The sequence below is a fragment of the Qiania dongpingensis genome (assembly GCF_014337195.1).
Classification (GTDB): Bacteria; Bacillota; Clostridia; order Lachnospirales; family Lachnospiraceae; genus Lientehia; species Lientehia dongpingensis.
Map to the genome: position 1 here is coordinate 1,740,392 of NZ_CP060634.1, position 21,391 is coordinate 1,761,782.

The 21,391-nt window shown below is 47.0% G+C and carries 19 protein-coding genes and 2 tRNA genes; 6 read left to right on the plus strand and 15 right to left on the minus strand.

All coding sequences use genetic code 11. From position 1 onward, the window contains the following. Positions 1 to 23 precede the first annotated feature (23 nt). From H9Q78_RS08085 to trmB, 5 genes are all read right to left on the minus strand, one after another. On the minus strand, positions 24 to 1,244 hold the full coding sequence (locus tag H9Q78_RS08085) for a dicarboxylate/amino acid:cation symporter (protein WP_249300833.1): 1,221 nt from the start codon (positions 1,242 to 1,244) through the stop codon (positions 24 to 26). A gap of 186 nt (positions 1,245 to 1,430) precedes the next feature. Further along, positions 1,431 to 1,503, minus strand: a tRNA-Lys gene (locus H9Q78_RS08090). Positions 1,504 to 1,625: 122 nt separating this feature from the next. Further along, positions 1,626 to 1,940 (minus strand): thioredoxin, encoded by a 315-nt coding sequence (gene trxA, locus H9Q78_RS08095; RefSeq protein WP_249300835.1) that lies wholly within the window; start codon positions 1,938 to 1,940, stop codon positions 1,626 to 1,628. 31 nt (positions 1,941 to 1,971) lie between these two features. After that, positions 1,972 to 2,106 (minus strand): hypothetical protein, encoded by a 135-nt coding sequence (locus H9Q78_RS14490; protein ID WP_269141943.1) that lies wholly within the window; start codon positions 2,104 to 2,106, stop codon positions 1,972 to 1,974. A gap of 81 nt (positions 2,107 to 2,187) precedes the next feature. Beyond that, positions 2,188 to 2,916 carry a tRNA (guanosine(46)-N7)-methyltransferase TrmB gene (gene trmB / locus H9Q78_RS08100; protein ID WP_249300837.1) on the minus strand — a complete coding sequence of 243 codons (729 nt, stop codon included), beginning with the start codon at positions 2,914 to 2,916 and terminating at the stop codon, positions 2,188 to 2,190. Between the two features lie 156 nt (positions 2,917 to 3,072). Here trmB and H9Q78_RS08105 point away from each other — a divergent pair, with 156 nt between their 5' ends. After that, complete coding sequence (locus tag H9Q78_RS08105; protein WP_249300840.1) at positions 3,073 to 4,515, plus strand: D-alanyl-D-alanine carboxypeptidase family protein; 1,443 nt, start codon at positions 3,073 to 3,075, stop codon at positions 4,513 to 4,515. 45 nt (positions 4,516 to 4,560) lie between these two features. Here the strand turns inward: H9Q78_RS08105 and H9Q78_RS08110 are convergent, their stop codons facing one another. Both H9Q78_RS08110 and H9Q78_RS08115 read right to left on the minus strand, forming a co-directional pair. Beyond that, the gene (locus H9Q78_RS08110; RefSeq protein WP_249300842.1) at positions 4,561 to 5,601 is read right to left on the minus strand and encodes a 3'-5' exonuclease; all 1,041 of its coding nucleotides are present in this window, start codon (positions 5,599 to 5,601) and stop codon (positions 4,561 to 4,563) included. A gap of 364 nt (positions 5,602 to 5,965) precedes the next feature. Next, the gene (locus tag H9Q78_RS08115) at positions 5,966 to 6,322 is read right to left on the minus strand and encodes a metal-sensing transcriptional repressor (RefSeq protein WP_249304787.1); all 357 of its coding nucleotides are present in this window, start codon (positions 6,320 to 6,322) and stop codon (positions 5,966 to 5,968) included. A gap of 218 nt (positions 6,323 to 6,540) precedes the next feature. Here H9Q78_RS08115 and H9Q78_RS08120 point away from each other — a divergent pair, with 218 nt between their 5' ends. From H9Q78_RS08120 to H9Q78_RS08135, 4 genes are all read left to right on the plus strand, one after another. Next, positions 6,541 to 7,680, plus strand: coding sequence for a GGDEF domain-containing protein (locus H9Q78_RS08120; RefSeq protein ID WP_249300844.1), 1,140 nt, complete (start codon positions 6,541 to 6,543; stop codon positions 7,678 to 7,680). 335 nt (positions 7,681 to 8,015) lie between these two features. After that, positions 8,016 to 8,609, plus strand: coding sequence for a recombinase family protein (locus H9Q78_RS08125; protein WP_249300846.1), 594 nt, complete (start codon positions 8,016 to 8,018; stop codon positions 8,607 to 8,609). A gap of 187 nt (positions 8,610 to 8,796) precedes the next feature. Further along, positions 8,797 to 9,057: a hypothetical protein gene (locus H9Q78_RS08130; RefSeq protein ID WP_249300848.1), complete on the plus strand. Its 261-nt coding sequence runs from the start codon at positions 8,797 to 8,799 to the stop codon at positions 9,055 to 9,057. Positions 9,058 to 9,216: 159 nt separating this feature from the next. Then, a complete protein-coding gene (locus H9Q78_RS08135) occupies positions 9,217 to 9,768 on the plus strand; it encodes a glutathione peroxidase (RefSeq protein WP_249300850.1) in 552 nt (183 codons plus the stop codon). A gap of 25 nt (positions 9,769 to 9,793) precedes the next feature. Here the strand turns inward: H9Q78_RS08135 and H9Q78_RS08140 are convergent, their stop codons facing one another. The 8 genes from H9Q78_RS08140 to serS all read right to left on the minus strand — a co-directional run bounded on the left by H9Q78_RS08140 (position 9,794) and on the right by serS (position 19,853). Then, positions 9,794 to 10,234 carry a hypothetical protein gene (locus H9Q78_RS08140; RefSeq protein WP_249300852.1) on the minus strand — a complete coding sequence of 147 codons (441 nt, stop codon included), beginning with the start codon at positions 10,232 to 10,234 and terminating at the stop codon, positions 9,794 to 9,796. Beyond that, positions 10,224 to 10,436, minus strand: coding sequence for a helix-turn-helix transcriptional regulator (locus H9Q78_RS08145; RefSeq protein ID WP_249300854.1), 213 nt, complete (start codon positions 10,434 to 10,436; stop codon positions 10,224 to 10,226). The genes H9Q78_RS08140 and H9Q78_RS08145 overlap by 11 nt, the downstream gene beginning before the upstream one ends. A 183-nt stretch (positions 10,437 to 10,619) precedes the next feature. Next, entirely contained in the window at positions 10,620 to 15,230 is a 4,611-nt protein-coding gene (locus tag H9Q78_RS08150) for an MSCRAMM family protein (protein WP_249300856.1), read from the minus strand. Positions 15,231 to 15,384: 154 nt separating this feature from the next. Next, positions 15,385 to 16,674: a sensor histidine kinase gene (locus H9Q78_RS08155; protein WP_249300858.1), complete on the minus strand. Its 1,290-nt coding sequence runs from the start codon at positions 16,672 to 16,674 to the stop codon at positions 15,385 to 15,387. A gap of 14 nt (positions 16,675 to 16,688) precedes the next feature. Next, positions 16,689 to 17,426 (minus strand): LytR/AlgR family response regulator transcription factor, encoded by a 738-nt coding sequence (locus tag H9Q78_RS08160; protein ID WP_249300860.1) that lies wholly within the window; start codon positions 17,424 to 17,426, stop codon positions 16,689 to 16,691. 95 nt (positions 17,427 to 17,521) lie between these two features. Continuing rightward, a tRNA-Arg gene (locus tag H9Q78_RS08165) sits at positions 17,522 to 17,598 on the minus strand. A 35-nt stretch (positions 17,599 to 17,633) separates the two neighbouring features. Further along, a complete protein-coding gene (locus tag H9Q78_RS08170) occupies positions 17,634 to 18,515 on the minus strand; it encodes a DUF3881 family protein (protein WP_249300863.1) in 882 nt (293 codons plus the stop codon). 45 nt (positions 18,516 to 18,560) lie between these two features. Continuing rightward, positions 18,561 to 19,853 (minus strand): serine--tRNA ligase, encoded by a 1,293-nt coding sequence (serS, locus tag H9Q78_RS08175; protein WP_249300865.1) that lies wholly within the window; start codon positions 19,851 to 19,853, stop codon positions 18,561 to 18,563. 453 nt (positions 19,854 to 20,306) lie between these two features. Between serS and H9Q78_RS08180 the strand changes: the two genes are divergently transcribed. Beyond that, the gene (locus H9Q78_RS08180; protein WP_249300867.1) at positions 20,307 to 21,305 is read left to right on the plus strand and encodes an asparaginase; all 999 of its coding nucleotides are present in this window, start codon (positions 20,307 to 20,309) and stop codon (positions 21,303 to 21,305) included. Positions 21,306 to 21,391 lie beyond the last annotated feature (86 nt).

A 21,391-nucleotide genomic window follows, 5' to 3' on the forward strand; every position in this document is an offset into this window, starting at 1 on the left:
CAGCCGGAAAATGACTGATACCGCTATCTTATCTGCGCTCTGTTTTCCGGTATCTGCGAATTGCTTCTCCTGTCCACCTTGTCCACTATGAAAGCGATAGCCTGATCTCCCGTAATATTACAGGCGGTCCCGAAGCTGTCCTGGGAAAAATGCAGGGATATGATCAGCTGAGACATGGGCTCCGTAAAACCGAGCATAGAGGTGATAAGGCCGAGAGCCGCCATCACTCCGCCTCCGGGGACTCCGGGCGCCGCCACCATAGTGATTCCCAGCATCAATATAAAGGGAGTGAACATGCCAAGGGTAGGATTCATTCCATTGGCGATCATAATGCCCATGGCGCCGAGGACCAGGCAAATCGTATCTCCTGCCAGATGAATCGTCGCGCAAAGAGGAATGACAAAATCTGCAATGTCGCCGGCCACGCCATTTTTCTTGGCGCTCTCCAGATTCACAGGAATTGTTGAAGCAGAGGACTGAGTTCCCAGCGCCGTAAAATAAGCCGGCGCCGCATTTTTCAGATTTTTAAATTTATTTTCTTTACAGACCAGAGAGGATATCAGAAACTGAAGCCCGATATACAGCCACTGGAATACCAGGATCATAATAAACAGCTTTACGAACATCTGTATCGTCTGGATCAGCTTTCCTTCTGCGGCAATCTTGCAGAACAGGCCGGCTACATATACGGGAATCAATGGTATGATCACTTTATTTAAGGTCTTGCTTATAATCTCCTGAAGGTCTTTTATGACCTTCAATAGTGTCGTTCCTTTACTGTTCGCCATACCCAGTCCCAGGAGAAAAGCGAGGATCAGCGCGGTCATAACGCCAAATACCGGTTCGGCTTCTATGGTAAATAATGCTTCAAAGGTCTTTGAAGCTGCTTCTACTCCGGTGATTTCTCTTATAAGAGAAGGAAGGAGAGCTTTGCCCGCCAAAAAAGAAGCGAACCCCGCGATGACAGTGGATGCATAAGCTAAAAGCAAGGTGACGCCAAACAGCTTATTGGCTTTTTTCCCAAGGTCTGCCAGGCCCGCGGCCACAAACGATACGATCAGCAGAGGGATGATAAAGCTTAAGAAGGTACTGAATAATGACGTAAAGGTCACATACAAACTGACGAAACCTTCAAATGCCATGGAATCCTGGATGTTCAGGAGATGCCCGAGCGAGCCCAGCAGAGTACCCGTAAGAATACCCAGCAGGAGCTTTACCAAAAGTCCCAGCTTGCGTTTTTTCATAATGTTTTCTCCATTTCTCTATTTCTTTCTGCACCGATCTGCTGCGTGTCCTTCCATGACGTACGAAAGTCCACGGCACAGCATCCCCATTATACAGAATGTCTCCATGAAAAACAACCCTGAAAGTTTTAAACAAAAAAAACACCGTCCCCGGTGCTCTTTCGTCATCGAAAACAGTGCTTTGAGTGCGCCTCCAGGGGCTCGAACCCTGGACACCCTGATTAAGAGTCAGGTGCTCTACCAACTGAGCTAGAAGCGCTTACCAATCCGTGCCCCGTGAGCTTGTCTCAGGGGCACGGACATTATTATATCTCAATGTTTTTATAAATGCAAGTACTTTTTTCAAATTATTTCGATTTTTTTCATTGTTTTCCAATACTGTTACGCCAAGGAAAACTCTGAAATCAGCCGGGCTTTTGGAAGGGCGCCTGACAGCCTCTTGACAACCTGTCCATTCTTAAAAAGAATCAAGGTGGGCACAGACTGTACCTGATAACGCATGGCCAGTTCTTCTGCCAGATCCACATTGACCTTGCCAATCTTTACCTTTCCTTCATACTCCACTGCCAGATCCTCGATCACCGGGCCAAGCATTTTGCAAGGTCCGCACCACTCCGCATAAAAATCCACTAATACGGGAATATCAGATTTCAATACCTCTTCTTCAAAATTGTCCTGCTGAAATATTTTTGCCATATTTTTCCCTCCTGTATACTGTACAGGCGCTTTACTTTGACATCTTCCCCAGAAGTTCATTGATTTCCCCAAGGGACCTCTTAATCTTAAGCGCCTTTCTGTTCAGATCCTGTTTATCACAGAATGCCCTGGACAGCTTTTCCTGGAAACTCAGCCTCCGTTTCAAGGCGTTTTCCTCCTACTGTTCTTTTCCTACTATTATATGACCTAACTGCATGGCCTATGCAGCCGATTCACCTTTATTTTATCACGAACTCTTCCGTTGTGCAACCAGCTTGCAAATAGGATGTCCCTTTTCAGAGAACTTCTGTTCATATTCTGTCATCACATTTCCAGCGGACAATTTTGCATCTTTATGTAGATCAAAGGTGTTTATCAAGAGCCTCCAGCCGGATTCCTCCACCGATTCCAAAGAGAATTCGAACAATTCCCGGTTGTCAGTTTTAAATTCCACACATCCGTTTTCTTTTAATATCTTTTCATATCTGGACAAGAACGCAGGAGAAGTCAGCCTTCGTTTCGCGTGACGCGCCTTTGGCCACGGGTCCGAGAAATTAAGATAGATATGGGATACTTCTTCAGGGGAAAATATGTTTTCCAGATACTCTGCCTGCACGTTTAGAAATCGAAGATTTGCGATTTTTTCCGCGGAGCCCATTCCGGCGTTCTGTGTCTCCTCAGTCAGTCCTCCGCGTGATACCGCTGACACTCCGTCCTCCAGGCTGCTCCCTACCGCTTTTTGAACCGCCCGCACCAGTACACTGGCATACATCTCTATGCCGACAAAATTAATTTCGGGATGAAGCTCCGCCTGCTTCAAAAGAAACCTGCCCTTCCCCATGCCGATTTCTATATAGATTGGATTCTGATTCCCGAAGACGGCTCCCCAGCTTCCCTTATTTCGCTCCGGATCATTCACCACATACGGATTTTCTGTCAGCACGTCTCTTGCGCCCTTCACATTTCTCAGCCTCATATGCCATTTCCCTCACATTTCACAACGATTTTTCAATATCTTTCCCCACTTTGGGGGATAATTCCCGGAATATCACGGGATTCTCTTGCCACCGGCTCTATTTTATTCTATAATTATTAATTATATATTAACATTTTTATAAGGAGTCGTCTATAAATGAAAAAATTGTACCGGGCACTATGCCTGATTTTTGCTGCTTTCTTCCTATGCTTTTCTAATATGGAATGGACAAGTCTGGCAGCAGATGCTTCCCAACAGGAAGCCGGTCCCAGCACCATTTCTACCTGGCCTCAGGGTCCGGAGCTTCTGGGGGAAGCAGGCATTCTGATTGATGCCCGCACCGGAACGGTGCTCTTTGCCAAAAATGCAGATGAAGCGCTTTATCCCGCCAGCATCACAAAACTCATGACCGCACTTTTGACCCTGGAAAACGCCTCTCTGTCCGATGTCGTCACCTTTTCCAGAGAAGCCGTTTTCAGCATTGAAGCCGACTCCAGCAACATCGCCGTCACGGAAGGAGAACAGCTGACTGTAGAACAGTGCATGTACGCGCTCCTGCTCCAATCTGCCAATGAAGTGGCCAACGGCCTGGCCGAGCATGTGGCCGGAGGTATGGACGCCTTCGCAGAAATGATGAACAACCGAGCTGCTCAGCTGGGCTGCACCAACACGCATTTTGTAAATGCCCATGGGCTTCACAACGAAAATCATTATACCACCTGTCATGATATGGCGCTCATTATGAAGGCTCTTGTGCACAACGATACCTTTATCCGAATCTGTGCGGCCGCCAAATACACGATTGAGCCGACAAACAAACAGCCCGAATCCCGGTATCTGGTACAGAAGCATAAAATGCTCTGTGATTCCGAATATGCCTATGAAGGGACCGTAGCCGGAAAAACCGGTTATACCCCGGAGGCCGGCAATACTCTCGTCACCTATGCTGTCCGCGGAGATATGGAGCTGATTGCCGTCTCCATGAAGACCAATTGGACCCATTACGATGATACGATAGCCATGTTTGATTTTGGCTTTAATAACTTTACAGCATACAATATGGCTGAAGCTAAAGAGACCTCCGGCAGCAGCAGCGATTTTCTCTCTTCATCCCAAGGAGTTTTCGACACCTCCTCCGCATCCTTAGAACTGAGCAGCGACAGCTGGATCATCCTGCCCAATAATATGAGCCTGAACGACGTGGAGAGCAGTCTGACTCTCAGCACCGCCTCTGCCTCCAATGTACTGGCAGATATCACCTATTCTTATCAGGGCGTCCGCCTCGGATCCGGCTCACTTCTGCTCATCGACAGCGCCGATAAGCATTTTGATTTTAAAGAACACGAAACGGCCCAGAGCTCTTCTTCTGCCAAAGAAAAGCCCTCCCAAAACAGTACGCTGTTCATCAATGTCTGGATTCTGCTGGCCGTGATCCTATGCGGAGCCGTAATCTATTTCCTGGTCCTGTTCATACGGAGACAGAGAGCGATGAAACGGAGTGTGATCAAGGTCCGTAACTCCAGAAAAGCTTCCATGCGGGGGCACCGGAGGCGGCAGAATGTCCTTCGCAGCAGAAATAAGAATCTGAACCGCCGTTAAAGATTCTGGAAATACAACAAGCCGTGCAGACCACACGGCTTGTTTTTATTTTAGAGGAAGGCTGCTCTGCAGCTGTGCATCAGCGCGCAAAGGTGAGGAAGCTTTCAAAAATTGAGGCTCAGGAGAGTCTGAGGCGGGACTGCTCGCTTTGCTCTCTTTCCTCTTCTTTGACATCTCCAGCTTTTTCATCTGAACGGCCTCGGCGTCTGATTCTGAGATCAGCTTCAGCGTTTTTACCACAAAGACCCCTCCGGCTTCTGCTTTCTTAAGCCTGAGCTTTCCCTTCATATAACCGTGCTCCGGGCAATATGCCAGGCAAAGATACGTCTTTGCGTTGACCGGGAACCAGCGAATCCGTTTCCTCAGAGCTTTGCCGCAGCGATAACATTTTGTGGAAACAGCCCCCTTATCGGCCATCGCCTTTTCCCTGGTCGCAAATACCCTGGAAACATATTTTGCATATCGGCCAAATACGATATAGATCTCCTCTTCCTTTTTATCCGGAAGTCTGAAATAATCCACAGATACATACTTCCGCACGGCATCCAGATCCATTCTCTGCATGATCTTGACCGTATACAGCGTATCATCAAAAGCGCGATGAAAGGGAATATCCTCTTCAATCTCCAGATACTCTACCGCATCCTTCAAGGAACGGCGGCTTTTTCCGTCTTCGTACAGAAGGCTGAACAGCTTCTGCACATCGTAATAAAGAAGCGGCTTCCCCATCGGATTTTCCACCTTAAAAAACGCAAGATTCCTCTGAAGCTCCGTCAGATCCATGGAACCCCAGGTGCACATAATATAGTCATCTCCGCACCATTTAAAAAAATCTCCGATGACATCCTGGAATTTTCTGGCCTTTTCCAATTCCTGTATGTCCATATGGAGGATTTCCTTTGTTTTATAGTGAAGCTGGCGGTACACGGCCGGCTTGATCACTTCGTTAAACACCTCTACGGTACGCATCTCCCCGTCCAGTTTCACCGCTCCTATTTCAATGATCTCAAAGGGCATCCCTGTCCGTTTTCCCGCTTTTCCCCTTGGACTCTGATTCCATTCCAGGTCGAGAACAATATAATGCAAACCGTTTCACCGCCTTTCCATGCCTTATCTCTTAAATTTCCCGGCCTCCTGTCTCGGCCGGCACATCACTCCTCCCATTCTATCATATCCCATGAGCTTACGCAATTTTTATATTTTCCCCATGGCTCCTGACTTCACTGTCCATAAGATTTACGACAGGCTCCGCCTTTCCTCATCTCACCAGACACTTTCAGCGAAACATGGCAGGCAGAATCATGTACATCGATACTCCAAATGGCCTGAAGAACAGTATTACAAGATCCTCCAGGCTGAAAAGATTCTTTTGCCGTCCATTTTCCGAAAAAAATCGGATGGATGCCTGTCACAAGGCACCCATCCGGGCTTTTTGAACGTTCTTCCGTCCTTATTTCACAAAACGGTCAATGGCTTTGCTGAGCTCTTCCAGGGCTTCGTGGTCCCCTGATTCTACCGCATCCACAATACAATGCTCGATATGATCCTGCAAGATCACTTTTCCGGTATTATTGATAGCTGATTTAACTGCAGACAGCTGTATCAGCACCTCGCTGCAGTCTCTTCCTTCCTCCACCATCCGTTTTATGGATTCCAGATGGCCGATGGCACGGCTCAGGCGATTAAGTACCGCCTTTGTGTTTGTATGGGTGTGCCCATGATTAGGATGGCCGCACTCTCCCTCTCCATGAGTATGCTCAATGACTTGTCCGTCTTCCCCTATATGAATATGGGTATGCGTATGCATCTCCTCCACCGCACTTCCCTCCTATCTCCGTTTATCTTCCAGCATTACGATTTATTCTATCATAGATTGAAAGCTGTCACAAGCCCCCCGCCGGGTTCCTGAATACTTTTCGCCATGACGGAAGCAATCTTTTCTCTGACTTTTTTTCTTTGCTTATTCCGCTTTGTTGTAGTATACTATAAGATACAAAAGTTTTTCATATAAAGGAGAGTTCCGGCATGTCCGCTGACAGTAACATTCAAGCCATACGAGAAGAATACCGGAAGATTAATGAAAAATGGCTTCATCTGCATTTCAAGATCATTGTAGGGCTGGCGTCCTTTTCCGTTATCATGGAGATCGTCATGTTCTTTATTTTAAGTTCCATGGAACAAATCAGTGCCAGCGCCTCTGTTTATGTGCTGAAATATATTCTGATTCCTGTGACGCTGAACGTCCTCTGCATCATCTCTGGACTTACGGCCCTCCGCCTGCGCCGGCTGTCCGTCTCTTCCAGACAATACATACTGTCACTTACCTTTGTCGTGAACTGCTTTATCGTATTTTCCATACATAATATTTTTACATCCCTTTATCTAATCTTCGCTATTCCTATTTTATTGACCTTGATTTATGCCAGCTACCGGCTGACCTCTGTCACCGCAGCTTTTTCTCTGGCTGCAGAAATAATTTCCGAATGCTTTATTTCATGGGATCCTGACAAAATAACCATTTTTCATGACGAGCTCTTGCTGGCCAACTTTGTTCTTTCTCTGTACGTGCTGCTGTGCTTCTACCTTGTCTCCCTGATCATCATCCGGTTTCTGAAGGAAAAGAACACCGTCAGCATCAACAAGGAGCTGGAACGGTTTGAACTGCAGCAAAAGCTTCTCCGTGATCATATGACCGGCCTGTACAACCGTACTGCGCTTCAGAATTCGCTCTGCACCGCGGTCAGTGATATTTCAGGCAGCGCCTATATTTTTGCAATGGCAGACCTGGATGACTTCAAAACTGTCAATGATACCATGGGTCACGTTGTGGGAGACAAATGTCTTAAGTTTCTCGGAACCATGCTGGACCAATGTTCTCCCGATGTGACCTCCTACCGGTACGGCGGAGATGAATTCAGCCTTTTGTTCAAAAATCACACCATGGAAACCGCCCTCGATGTCTGCTCCAAAATTCAGGACCGTCTGGCTTCTGCAAAAAACGTTACGGAAATTCCGCCGCTGTCTGTCAGTTTCGGTCTCACCCACTGCATACCGGGGACATCCGCCACCCAGTTAATCAAAAACGCGGATACAGCCTTATATCAGGCCAAAAAGCAAAAGAATTCCATCTGTATCTATGAAGACGTCTCCGTATCTAATCATTGATCCCTCGATAAAAGTCTCTCAATTCCAGCTTCATGTCTTCCTGAAGCTGGTTTTTTATTGGGAAGCTTCGATAATTCACCCATACGGTTACTCCTTTCACGGCCCATCCGGGCAAGACCTTTTCTTGATCCCATCATTATACCATCTTCATGGCAAAACAACACAGATTTTCTTATCCGTATTAACCCGTTTCCAGGAATTACCATTATTTTCCAACTAGTTTAGGCAAAATTTTATGATAAAATGGAAAAAATGTCCGAAAGCGGCGTGCAGGCTTCCAGCGCCGTTTTTCTGTGGCCTTCTGTTCGGTAATTTCAGATACAGGAGAATTCTGCATGAATACATATGGCTATGTACGTGTGTCCACCAAGGATCAGCATACGGACCGGCAGCTGATCGCCTTATCCAAATATCAAATTCCAAAGCGAAATCTTTACATTGATAAACAAAGCGGCAAGGATTTCAACCGTCCGGCTTACAAAAAACTTCTAAGGCGCATAAAAAAAGACGATCTGCTGATCATTAAATCCATAGACCGTCTTGGGCGCAATTATGATGAGATCATCGAACAATGGCATCTGATAACCAAGGAAAAGGGAACCGACATCAAAATCATCGATATGCCGCTGCTGGATACTACTCGGAGCAAAGATATCCTGGGCACTTTTATCGCGGACCTGGTACTTCAGGTGCTCAGTTTCTGCGCCCATTCGGAACGTGAGAACATCCATCAACGACAGATGGAAGGAATCCGTGCCGCGAAAGCCCGTGGTGTCCGGTTCGGAAAGCTCCCCCTGTCGCTGCCGGACGACTTCACTCAGACTGTCCGAAAATGGAAACGGAAAGAGCTGACAGAAGCGGAAGCTCTGGCGCATCTGCACATCAGCAGAAGCAGTTTTTTTAAATATATCAAGGTTTTGAAACTCTGACTTGCAATATGTTATAAAAGTTTGTAAAATTACACCTTTGTATACGTGAAAGTACACTTATAAAGACTACTATTTTTTGTCATTATATGGTGGAAATCAATATAAATTATACCTTTTTTCTCATAGAATCACAAGTGTTTTGTGGTGTACTTAGAAATACTTTATAAATTATAGGGGTTGACTGCAGATGGAAAAAGAAAATAAATTAGGCCTTTTGGAATCACTGGCAGCAAACATGAACTGCATGTACATATCGGATCTGAACAAAATGATCTATACTCAGACGCAAAAGCTGATCCATTTATTGGAATCTTATGAATCAAACACATATAGTGCCGAGGTTTGGCGGGACGCGTTTATTTATCTGACGGGAAAAGATTGTCCCCTGTCCTCCCCGGAGGAGATTCGGCATTTACTGATTCAAAGGCTGGAGGCATGCAGCCTGTAAAGTACCATGCCGTTTATTTTCCATCTTCATAACTCGCTTAAAAGGGCCGCAGAAAGGCTCTTTTCTTTTTTTAATCTCATGCCCTTCGCATAATTCCTCCGTTTTTTCTAATACTAAAACAAATCTTGTTTATTCTCTTTGTTAGGAAAGGATGATACCATGAACATTTATGATTTTTCAGTAAAGACGGCTGGCGGAAAATCTGTCCCTCTTTCCCGCTATGAGGGGCAGATTCTGCTCGTTGTGAATACAGCCAGCAAATGCGGGTTCACTCCGCAATACGAAGAACTGGAGAGGCTATACCAGTCCTATAAAGACCAGGGGCTCCAGATATTGGCATTTCCCTGCAACCAGTTCCACGGTCAGGAGCCCGGATCTGATGACAGTATACAGTCCTTCTGCAGCCTTACCTATGGAGTCACCTTTCCGGTCATGGCAAAAATCGATGTGAACGGTCCAAATGCCTCCGGTCTCTACCGATATCTGACTTCTCATACAGATTTCAAGGGATTTGACCACAGTCATCCGCTTTCCGGGCGTTTGGAAGAAATACTGGAGAAAGAGGCGCCTGATTACAAGAAAACCGGCGATATCAAATGGAACTTCACAAAGTTTCTAATTGGAAGGGACGGCGAAATCCGGTCACGATTCGAGCCTACCGCGCCTATTCATGTAATAAAAGAAGAAATAGAATCCCTGCTCAAAAGCTAAGCTTCCCTAAGATTCCTGTGACTTCTCATTCTCCGTCATATTTCTTCTGGTTCATCTTCTGTCTAATCCAGTATGTGACGCTGGCGGCGATCATGCAGACTGCAATATATAAATGACCTGCTTCTTCTGTTATGACTCCGTTACTGATAAAGGTCTCTTTTCCGGCGATGACATGTGCCGCCACCAGACACAGCATAAAAAATCCGCAGGATCCGTAACCAACAGCTAATATCCTGCCCGTCTGTTCCCGTATGCCGTTCATGGCGTCTTTAACGATAAAGGTCAGCATGCACACGGTCAGAGGAGTCCAGACCTGAATCAGAAAAGACGCAAAACCATCTATTTTCATTCCCATGGCGCCCACTGCCAAATAAATGAGCGCGTCTACGGCTATGGCAGCTATAAAACCATATTGAAAACCTTTTCCACGATCCATCTGCTGTTTTTCATCATAATTATTGTTCATGCCGGTCATCCTCCCCAAACAATTCATCCAACGTTTTTCCTAGCACTTTACAGATTGCGCGGCAAAGCCTTATGGTCGGATTATATTCTCCCTGCTCGATGGCATTCATCGTCTGGCGTGAAATGCCGACCGCCGCGGCCAGCGCAGTCTGAGTCATATCCTTCTCAGCCCTGGCAACCTTTATCGCAATATTTCTTGCCACATCCATACCTCCAGTCATCTAGAAACATATAAAAATCCCTCAATTGCAAAACGAAATGCAGCTAAATGTATAGTACTATATATTTTCCTTTATGTCAATTATATACGACATTAAATTTGATAAACATGACAACATAGAACAGCCGGCTGGTTTCCACACCAGCCGGCCATAACGGAAGCTTTTTCAGCCCTTATTCCATTTTTTTCTGAATACCATGATAAGCAGCAGTCCTGCGGCGGCGATCACGATGCCTGCCGACGGCAGCAGCGGCGTCATATCGCCTGTATTCACTGCATTTTTTCCTTCGCCCTTTTCCGGCACAGAGGCCGGTTTTTTTAGAGACTGCCCTTTGTCTGTATTATCCGGTTTGCTCCCTTCTGCCGTTTGATCTTCTTCAGTCTCTTGTTTTGTATTAACGAAATGCGCCACCACTGCCGTGTTAGATGAAATTTTCCCCTCATCTCCCGAAGCTGCAGCGGTGTATCCTTCCTCGCTGTAATCCCGTTCTTTGACCAGATATGCGGTGCCTTCTGTCAGCCCTTCTATCACGATAGACTGGTTATGGGCAAGCTTTATGGTATCACCGCTCTTGATCACTCCGCCATCCACGCCGTAACCCCTGTAACTGAATGAGATCTCTTTATCCGGGCCATCCCATGTAACTGTAAACTCAAACTGTCTGCTTTTATCCCCAGCGGAACCCTCCACTGTCTTAGATATCCCCAAAGTACCTGTATTTCTTGTGTTGATAAAGTCTGCTCGCGATGTAATGCCATCCTTTATGACACCTGTGTCACCCGTCCGTGCCGTTACATATCCCTCTCTGGAATAATCCGTTTCCTGCACCTCATATCCGGTACCTTCCGGTATATCTTTAATCATTATGGAATCGCCGTGCTTAAGTTTGACCGTGTCTCCGCTCTTGACCATTCCATCTGCCGTCCCCTCTCCGGTATATGAATACATTTTCTCTTTTCCCGGTCCGTCGAAACGTACGGTAAATTCAAATTCCTTTTCCTTGTCTCCACCGTTTCCTGTCACAGCCTTGCTAATGGTCAATCCTCCAACGTTCTTTACATTTGTAAATAATGCGGTTTTTGTAGTATCTGCAATGATGGTTCCGGCTGCATCTCCTGTAATGGCAGTAATATAGCCCTCTGCCGTATAATCTCTTTCCGTAACTTCATATTTTGTTTCCTTGGGAATATCAAAAATTTTTATGCTCTGCCTGTGGGAGAGGCTGATAGTACCGCCGCCGGTCACACTGCCCTTCTTCAGCGTATTTCCGTCTCCGTCTGATATGACATAAGAAAAAGATTCCGTCATTTCCACATCATTTTGGTCTTTAAACGTTATCGTAAAATCAAACTCCGCAGTTTCATCTCCTCCAGAGCCGGCTACTGCTTTCGTGATAAGCAGACTCCCCACTGTCCCCTCTTTAAAATTTTGTATACTTATGTCTTCTGTGTCCTCACCGTCAATACTCGTATGCGGCACGCCCGTTCCATCCTTCTCCACATGGACTGCATACTCCTTAGCCGATGAAGCATATCCTGCGGGCGTCCCTGTCTCCCGAAGTATATAATCGCCGTCGGGAAGGGCTTTCAGATACAGGACTCCTTTTTCATTTGTCACGGCTTCCCGAATCACCGTCCCCTCAGGGGAATACAGCGTAAATTTTGCCCCCTTAATGAAATCTCCCGTATCGCCGTCTGTCTTGTTGATTTTAAACCAACCGGCCCTCCTGAAAAGCGCGCCGTAAGCTACATCGCTGATGGGGTATTTCTGGCCGGTACTTTCGGCGGTTATATCGTTCAGATACAGCAAGACCGTATTGTTTACATTCATCCCGCCTTCTCCGGTTATATCCGTAACATATTCCAGGCAGTAGGCCTTTCCTGCATCCGGAGGCAAAAACGTAAGTGCCCGGCTGTTATTGTCGTATGTCAGAACATCCGCGTCAGGCAGAGGGATGTCATTTCCTTCCTCATATGTTCCGTCGCTCCTAAGGCTCATTTCGGCAATCCTGATGTTGATATTTCCGCCTTCCTCAATGAGCAGATTCCCTTTTGAGTCAATCCTAAGGTCCAGGCCAAGCGGCAGTTCATCCTTGATATAGACGTTTTGATAAGTCAGATCATATGGTGTATACTCGATTCTCCATTTCAAATATTCATCTGCTTCAAATTCCTCCTTGATGGATTTGGAAATCGCCGAACTCTTTATTTTTACGTCTGCCGAAGCTTCCGTCGGGGCTGTAATGTTCTCATTATCTACTAACTTAACCTGATTGACCGCCGCAGTATCCCCGTTCTTAGAAAAATACCCCTTTGCCGTTTCCTCGTTCGGCCCTGCCTTCACCAGGATGACATAGGCCTTCTTCAGGCTTTTGAATTCAAATGTCATAATTTCGCCGCTGCTATCATCCGACGACTGAACCGGCCCTGTGACATCCAGGACAGACTGGAGTTCCTGTCCGTCAGATACCAGGGAAGACGCGTTCACCTTTCCGCCGTTTCCGGTGCCTTCATAGACCAGGAAATAATCCTCTCCCTTTATTTTCTTAAATTCCCATCCCTGCGGCAGGGTATCCTGCAGCTTATAATTTCCAACAGCTTTCCCGTCAATGGCTGTGATGTCATTTGTGACGTCCTTAAGCTCATCTGCATTCACATAGAGCCGGTAGATGACTGACTTATCCACATAGTCAAAGCAGCTTTTTTTCCCGGATGCCGGGCTGTTTACCGCAGCGACCGCCTCCGCACTTCCGGCTTCCATATCCGCTGCGCTGATCACAGATGCGCTTTCTCGGTCAAGTGTATCCTTCCCCAGCATATTGCTGTTTATGGTCTTAGACGCCGTACTGTTGTTTATTTCGGCGTTATAGGAAAATAACGAGGCAGTATTATCAATCCGGTACTCTCCGTTACCCGCATAGTAATTTGGATTGCATACCACCGTAGAATAAGTATACTCCGAAGCTTCTGAAATGCCGATCTCTCCGCCGTTTCCGCTTGTCACCACCATTAGGTCCGCAACGGCCTCGCCTCCTATCCTCAAAGTGTATACCCTGGCTGCCAGATCGGAGGATGAAGCAAAGGAATCCGTCTGGATGCGCTGATTATACTGAGGGGTAAGTTTTTTTATCTCATCTCCGGAAACATAGGACAGGCTGCCCTGCTCTCCGAATCCGCGCTGGATTCCGTCTATGGCGCCAAAATCCAGCGCCTTGTCCCCATAGACCAGCAGATCCAGAACACGCAGTCCACCTCCCAGCATCTGCTTCTTCGTATCTATCACAACCTTCCAATCCATACAATGCGATTTCTGGTCGTAATTCTGTGCCGATTTTTCTATCGTACCCACTCCCACTGTCACATTGGCAGGATTGCTTTTTATCCCGTCCGTGCCTGTCCCGCGTATTTGAGCCGTATTGCCGAAAGTGATCTTCTTTTTTCCTGTGATCTCGCTGTCTGTCACCTTCGTGAGTATCGTCACCATCTTCTTGCCGGAAATATCGCCCATTGAGCAGGATATCTTCTGCCCTTCGGCAGGATTCCCCGTCACAGTCACTTTATCCGTCCCCATCTGGACAGACTGCCCATATCCCTGCTCCCCGGCATTATACTCAGCGGCTGAAGCACTCACATATTCCAGCCCCTTCGGAAGATCATCCTCTAGTACCGCATGATTCAGTTTTCCGTTTATATAGATCTTCCACTCTATGTGGCGCTCCGAAGGATCATATGCTCCGTCCGGGCCGATCCCCTCGCCGACTACTGCGCCTTCTTTGCTGATCCATTCCACAGTGAAAGGGACGTTCGTCTCAAGAACTGCTGATACAGAATCCTTTTTATCCTTGATCTCTGCCGTATTTTTTATTTTTTGCTGCCCGCTCGCATAGTATTTTTCATCGGGTATCAAAGTCTTAAAAAACAGATATCTCGTTCCCTGATAAGATGTCCCCTCTGGCTCGCCCGACGCAAACGTGTAAGAAAGCACTCCATCGGCGCCATAAACAGGCGTCTTTTCCACCGCATCGGCGCCGTCTTCCTTTTCCCCTATCCGAAAAGATCCCGCCACATATTCTCCTACACCGGTCAAATCGTCCATAAACGTATATCCGGCCAGATCTCCGTCTGTATCGGAAGCTCCGCCTTCTTTATCTGCATTCACTTTGATCGTCCAGGAAATTTCCTGATTTGATACATCAGCCTCTCCTGATTTTTCTCCGGTAATGACGGTCGCTCTAGGAGGTATCCTGACCGTAAATGTCTTATCATAGATGCCAATATCCTTCACGATCTCATCGTCGCCGTCATTAACAGCGTCCAGTCTCATCGTCATGCTGAAGCCGGCCATGGCTCCGTTAATGCTCTCCTCATTGACGGCTTCTGTAAACACGATCTTTGCCCTTGGACTGTCTGTCGTATCATCCTTTGTGAGATTTCCCACGACCGTACCGCCAAAGCTCAAAGGGACATCTTTAAGCTCCACCAGCTCAAGCGCTTCCGGAAGCGCTATTACCGCAAAGTCTCCTCCGCTTATATACGTATCTGTTTCGTCCCGGTTTATTTCAAGATCACCGACTACTGGAAATGAAAAGGATATGTAGATATTAATATCCTTTTTATGGTCGATTTCTCCTCTGTTTTTTATTTCCTTTCCATCCTGTGAAACCGTGGCGGCCGGCTCACTGAGAAGCGCTGATTTGTCGCTCCCGGTTCCCGGCGTCTCTGCTTTGACAGACAAGGCTCCCATATCCGGGTACATTAAAATAAAGAATAGTATCAAGGATACTACTCTTAAAATAAGTTTATGCGTTCTTTTAAATTTTTTCAATCGTCCTTCACTCCCCTGATTTTTCTTTTGAGATTTCAAGTACTATTATAAAATCTATCAGGAGATTATTATCCGCTGTTTTCTGCCAGTTCTTCGCAAAAAACGGTCAAAAATTCGCAAGCAGCCTGACTGTAAACGTCCCGCTCTCACAGCAGCAGTCAAAATCAGCGTCGAGCTTATTCGCAAATGCCGACACGCTCTGCAGCCCTATCCCATGTCCTTTCCCCTTCCGGCTCACAGGAAGCTTTGTGATTGGATTCATCTGTACTTCCTTACTGCATCGGTTCTCTGCTTCTATGATCAGGCGGCTGTCCGCACACCATACGAGCAGACTAACAGACCTTTCTTCTTTATTCAGCTCTTCCACAGAGTCCAGCGCGTTCTCCAGCAGATTCGCGATCACCGACGCCAGCTCCAAATCGTCCACCGGCACCTTTTCCGGCACCGTCATTTTTATATTTACAGACGCGCCAAGCCCGTCCGCTTTTTCCATCAGGTTAGAAACAATACTGTTCACTTTCATATTTTCGCAGTACTTCCCGATCTTATTATCCGAGATCACTTCTGACACATTCCTAATGATCTTCTTAACCTCATCATATTCCTTCTGTTCCAGCAGAGAATTGATGATTCCCATGTAGTGGCGCATGTCATGGCGCAAAATCCTTAAATTGTACTCAGCTTTTTCCACCGCCTTATACTGGGACTCCAGTCCATGGATATAAGATTCAAACAGCTCATTTTCCCAGTACAGTTCACTTCTTTTCGTTTCATTCTCCACGTAGCGGAATATCACGATATAAGAGACGAACATGGTGATCAGAAGCAATATGACCCCCAGTATATTCTGACGGTTATCATGAAGAGAATTCGGGAATATAGCAAGAAAGCAAAAGCAGCTGTAAAAAAGAGAAGGGATCAGGCACAGGCCCCACCACTTCCCCATATCTCTTTTTTCGAAAAAGCTTAGATATATCTTTCTTATTTTGATGACGAGTATCAAAAGCAGCAGGAAATGCGCCATTCCACTGGCAAATATGGCCAAAATTCCGCTTCCCGTATAGATTTCTACTATCGCCCCGACGATTCCGCCCGCCATCACGTAATTGGATCCGCTCAAACCGGTAAAGACCGCTTTGCTGTCTCTCGTCTTTGAAATAAATACTGCGGTAAACTGCGTGATAAAAATCTGGATCAAAGTTACTGTTACATAGAAAAAAGAGCTGCCGGAAAACACATATAGGAGTAAAAATTCCATAGCACAGGAGACGGAGGCGGATACAGCACATATGGCCAGAGATTTTTTTTCCGTATATTTCAGCCCAATGAACAAAAGAAAATACGCCATTAAAAAACCATAACTTATAATATAGGAAATCAAACTATATGCCTTCATTCGGCACTCCTCCTCTATCGATATCTGTCAGCCATATAGGACAGATACTTTCTCTTCACTGCCGCGTATCTTTTTTTGCTCACAGGCACGGTATCTTCATTCCTCATCTCCAAACCGGTCTGCTTCAGCTTTTCTGCATATCTCAGATTGACAACAAAAGATTTATGGACTTGCAGAAAAGAAGGATTCTCCGAGAGGTTCCCAATCTCATCTCCAAAGCTCGTTCTGATGAAAAGGCTTTTCATGACTCTGCCGTCCGCCAGGTGTATATGGAGCGTTCTGTCCTTATTTTCCACATACACTATTTTAGAATGGGGCAAAGAGAGGATTCCCTCCTGCGTTTTCAGCGGAAACAACGGTTCATCCTTTGTATCCACTGCCGCAAACGCATATTCCATAGCCTCATAAAAATTTTCTTCTTTTATTGGCTTCAGCAGATACCTTGCCGCCTGCACCCCATATGCGTCCAGAGCAAAGTCATCCGACGTTGTAGTATAGATGATCACCCGGTCCCTGCCCATATCCCGAATCCTCCGGCCTATCTCAATGCCGTTTTTAACCGGCATGAGCATATCCAAAATATAGATATCGGCCAAATCTCCCGACCCAACCTTGTTATAAAGCATATTGGAATCTGTAAACTTTTCCCATTCCCACTGCTCTTGCTGATAAAACTCTTGAAACCTGATCAGCATTTTTTCTGTGCTCATCAAATCCTTTATGTTGTCATCGCAGATCACAACCTTCAGCATATTTTATCACTCCGATTATTCGACGATCCCATCCGGTCATCGTTCATTAAAAAACGCCGAAAACTTTGTTTTCTCAAAGTTTTCGGCGGGATTTCTGGCGTCCCCGAGAGGATTTGAACCTCCGGCCTACCGCTTAGGAGGCGGTCGCTCTATCCTGCTGAGCTACGGAGACTTAGCAATAAAACGGTGCAACCAGTGACACGCGGCTCAATCCAGGAAATTCACCTGACCCTGAAGCCATACAGGCCCCTTAAACCTACGTCCCACCACCGGCTCGCCAAGCAAATCCTGCTTATTGATGCCCACCTGGAACATAATGTCGTTGCACTCTACCATTAAAACATAAATTTCCTCATTTGTCCACCTATTTGTGACGATTTCCACCTCTAAAATTTCTCCCAGGATCGAATATTGGTCACATTCCACGCCGAAAGGCATAAAACAGGAGTCCACTATGGAATAGACATCCTCGTTGCGGACCCGGCCGGAGATAGCGGCATAAAGATCGATATCCTCCAAAGCCAGGGAATCCATGGCCTCCGAATCGCCTTTCCTCGCCGCTTCTAAAAGACTGCTCCTGTTCTCGGACGCCACCTTGATCTTTTCCTTCTGCTTTTCGGTCTTCTGGACCGGCAGCAGGATCCTTCCATAGATGGAAAGCGCCGACAGCATGACCGACGATATCTGAGAGCTGTGGAACTTATCCTGACGCCTCTTCACATATTCCATTCCATTCTGGAGATAAAAGATCAAAGATACACCAAGCCGGTATTCCTCACAGATCCCGGCATAGGATTCCTTTTCCGCATGGCGCTGCACCTGGCAGGGCGCCTGTGTGGTGATGCAGGTGCTCCGCAGATAGGGAAAATAGTATTCCCTTTCCAATATATCCCGGTCATTCATTTCCCCGCAGACGGAGATGCCTATACCGTTTCCCACCTCCGCATAGATCTGTTCCCTTGTCCCTCCGTCATCCAGCTGAACCAGCTGAGTCTCCCCGGGGCACTGGACCGTCTGCTCCAGAAGCTCTTCAATATCCTGCTTTTTCGTATACTCACTGAACCCTATCGCCCGCAGATATTTATGCATGATATCTCCTTTTTATTGGCACTGACGCTCCCAGAGAAGACATTATCATCCTTCTTCCTTCGGCACCAGCTTCGTCTGTCCGCCCATGTACGGCTGAATCACCGCGGGAATGTCCACGGTGCCGTCCGCATTCAGATTATTCTCCAAAAATGCTATCAGCATACGAGGCGGCGCTACTACTGTATTATTCAATGTGTGGGCAAAATATTTCCCGTCTTTTCCGTTCACACGGATTTTGAGACGGCGGGCCTGTGCATCACCTAAGTTGGAGCAGCTTCCCACTTCGAAATATTTCTGCTGCCTGGGAGACCATGCCTCCACATCGTAGGACTTCACCTTCAGATCCGCCAGATCGCCGGAACAGCATTCCAGGGTGCGGACAGGAATATCCATGGAACGGAACAGGTCCACCGTATTCTGCCACAGCTTCTCGAACCACATGGGGCTTTCCTCCGGCCTGCATACAACGATCATTTCCTGTTTTTCAAACTGATGGATACGGTACACGCCTCTTTCTTCGATTCCATGAGCGCCCTTTTCCTTGCGGAAGCAAGGAGAATAGCTGGTCAGTGTATAGGGGAGCTTCTCTTCCGGAGATACCGTATCGATGAACTTTCCGATCATGGAATGTTCGCTGGTGCCGATCAGATACAGATCTTCTCCCTCGATCTTATACATCATCGCATCCATTTCATCAAAGCTCATCACGCCGGTCACCACATTGCTCCTGATCATGAACGGCGGTATGCAGTACGTAAATCCCCTGTTAATCATGAAGTCCCTCGCGTAAGCCAAAATGGAAGAATGGAGCCTTGCGATATCGCCCATCAGATAATAAAAACCGTTTCCGGCCACCCGTCCCGCGCTTTCCAGATCGATCCCTCCAAAGCTTTCCATAATCTTTGTATGGTAAGGGATCTCAAAATCTGGCACGACCGGTTCCCCGTACTTGGTCACTTCCACATTTTCCGTATCATCTTTTCCGATGGGCACGGACGGGTCAATGATATTGGGGATGGTCATCATATTCTTCTGAATGGCCTCCTCCACTTCACGTTCCCTCGCCGACAGCTCCTCAACCCGGGCGGCGTTGGCATTTACCTGAGCCTTGATCTTTTCTGCTTCTTCCTTCTTTCCCTGCTTCATCAGCGCGCCGATCTCCTTGGAAAGACGGTTCCGGCTGGCGCGGAGGCTCTCAACCTCCTGCTTGATTTCTCTGTTTTCCTTATCTAAAGCGATCACTTCGTCCACCAGCGGCAGCTTCCTGTCCTGGAATTTCTTCTTGATGTTTTCCTTTACTGCTTCCGGATTCTCTCTCAAAAATTTAATGTCTATCATGATAATTCCTCCTTTTTTATAAAAAAATAACCTCTCATCCCATGTCAGGGACGAAAGGTTTCCGCGTTGCCACCCATTTTGCCGGCCTTCCGCGGCCAGCCTCTTATTGGTGGTATAAAGGCCACCGGCCTTTTGACTCATCGCCAACCGCTCCGAAAGTGGACAGGCCTGCAGTCCTGCCGGTTCGCACCAACCACCAGCTCTCTGAAAGGACATCACATACCTTAGCTCTCATCACCGCGTTTTTCTATTCATATTTCATCATTGCTCCTTATTATATACCAGGAGTTTTTTTTTTTCAAGGGTTTCTTTTTGTATTCACCGCCTGTCAGCAAGAATTTAACCTCTATTATAAATTTCTTATGAACAATCCATGAAATAAATATGCGCCCCTGTCAAAGCCGGCTGATTTATGTTATACTTTTTTCAATATAAATAGAAAGAAGGGTTTTCATGAAGAAGATCTTACTCCTCTCCACAGGCGGCACCATCGCCTCTTCCCCGACGGAAAACGGTCTCTCTCCTCAGATGGACGGCGCGTCCATGGTACGTCTGATTCCGGAACTGAACGGTCTTTGTGAGATTCACTATAAAGAACTTCTGAGTCTGGACAGCACCAACATCCAGCCGGAAGAGTGGGCTTCCATCGCACAGGCCGTCTTTGCAGGCCTTTCCATCTTTGACGGCGTAGTCATTACCCACGGTACCGATACCATGGCATACACTGCCGCCGCGCTGTCCTTCATGCTGCAAAATCTCAACAAACCGGTAATTCTTACCGGCTCCCAAATACCCATCGAAGAGCCGAACACAGACGGAAAGCGCAATATCCTCGATGCGTTCCACGCAGCCGCGGACGGACGGCTTGCCGGAGTGTACCTCGTCTTTGACGGCATCATCATCCACGGCTGCCATGCCCGGAAGACCAGTTCCCTTGGGCTTCACGCTTTTGAAAGTATAAACCGCGAGCCGGAGGGATCCGTCAAAGACGGCAAAGTGATCTTAAACAGGGAACCGGCTCCCCTTTCCAGGAAATCCCTGACACTTAACGATAACTTCAACCCCAATGTCCTGCTCCTTAAGCTGGTCCCCGGCATGAAGCCGGAACTGCTGGAAGCCATACCGCAGCTGGGATACCGGGCCGTGGTGCTGGAAGCCTTCGGCTTGGGAGGGATACCGAACTCACGCAGAAATCTGCTTCCACCCATTAAAGCCCTGATCAAAAAGGAAATCCCAGTGGCAGTCACCACCCAATGCATCCATGACGGCTGTGATCTGACTGTATATGACGTGGGCGTGGAGGCCTCCAAAGCAGGCGTGCTCTCCGCCGGCACCATGACCACCGAAGCCGCATTTGCCAAGCTGATGTGGATATTAGGGCAGACTGCTGACTTAAATAAAATAAAAGAACTCTTCAGCCAGGATTTTTTTGGCGAATTTGCTGAAAATTGATCCGCCGGCGCCGTTCCAATTGACTTAAACAGCTCAGAGTGTTATATTAAAAAAGGACAAAGGAGTCATAACAGCAAGCATACGCT

Bases quoted from the DNA above. Each gene is read 5' to 3' on its own strand.
- H9Q78_RS08085 (WP_249300833.1), bottom strand. From the start codon at position 1,244: ATGAAAAAACGCAAGCTGGGACTTTTGGTAAAGCTCCTGCTGGGTATT.
- trxA (WP_249300835.1), bottom strand. From the start codon at position 1,940: ATGGCAAAAATATTTCAGCAGGACAATTTTGAAGAAGAGGTATTGAAA.
- trmB (WP_249300837.1), bottom strand. From the start codon at position 2,916: ATGAGGCTGAGAAATGTGAAGGGCGCAAGAGACGTGCTGACAGAAAAT.
- H9Q78_RS08105 (WP_249300840.1), top strand. From the start codon at position 3,073: ATGAAAAAATTGTACCGGGCACTATGCCTGATTTTTGCTGCTTTCTTC.
- H9Q78_RS08115 (WP_249304787.1), bottom strand. From the start codon at position 6,322: ATGCATACGCATACCCATATTCATATAGGGGAAGACGGACAAGTCATT.
- H9Q78_RS08120 (WP_249300844.1), top strand. From the start codon at position 6,541: ATGTCCGCTGACAGTAACATTCAAGCCATACGAGAAGAATACCGGAAG.
- H9Q78_RS08125 (WP_249300846.1), top strand. From the start codon at position 8,016: ATGAATACATATGGCTATGTACGTGTGTCCACCAAGGATCAGCATACG.
- H9Q78_RS08130 (WP_249300848.1), top strand. From the start codon at position 8,797: ATGGAAAAAGAAAATAAATTAGGCCTTTTGGAATCACTGGCAGCAAAC.
- H9Q78_RS08135 (WP_249300850.1), top strand. From the start codon at position 9,217: ATGAACATTTATGATTTTTCAGTAAAGACGGCTGGCGGAAAATCTGTC.
- H9Q78_RS08140 (WP_249300852.1), bottom strand. From the start codon at position 10,234: ATGAACAATAATTATGATGAAAAACAGCAGATGGATCGTGGAAAAGGT.
- H9Q78_RS08155 (WP_249300858.1), bottom strand. From the start codon at position 16,674: ATGAAGGCATATAGTTTGATTTCCTATATTATAAGTTATGGTTTTTTA.
- H9Q78_RS08160 (WP_249300860.1), bottom strand. From the start codon at position 17,426: ATGCTGAAGGTTGTGATCTGCGATGACAACATAAAGGATTTGATGAGC.
- H9Q78_RS08170 (WP_249300863.1), bottom strand. From the start codon at position 18,515: ATGCATAAATATCTGCGGGCGATAGGGTTCAGTGAGTATACGAAAAAG.
- serS (WP_249300865.1), bottom strand. From the start codon at position 19,853: ATGATAGACATTAAATTTTTGAGAGAGAATCCGGAAGCAGTAAAGGAA.
- H9Q78_RS08180 (WP_249300867.1), top strand. From the start codon at position 20,307: ATGAAGAAGATCTTACTCCTCTCCACAGGCGGCACCATCGCCTCTTCC.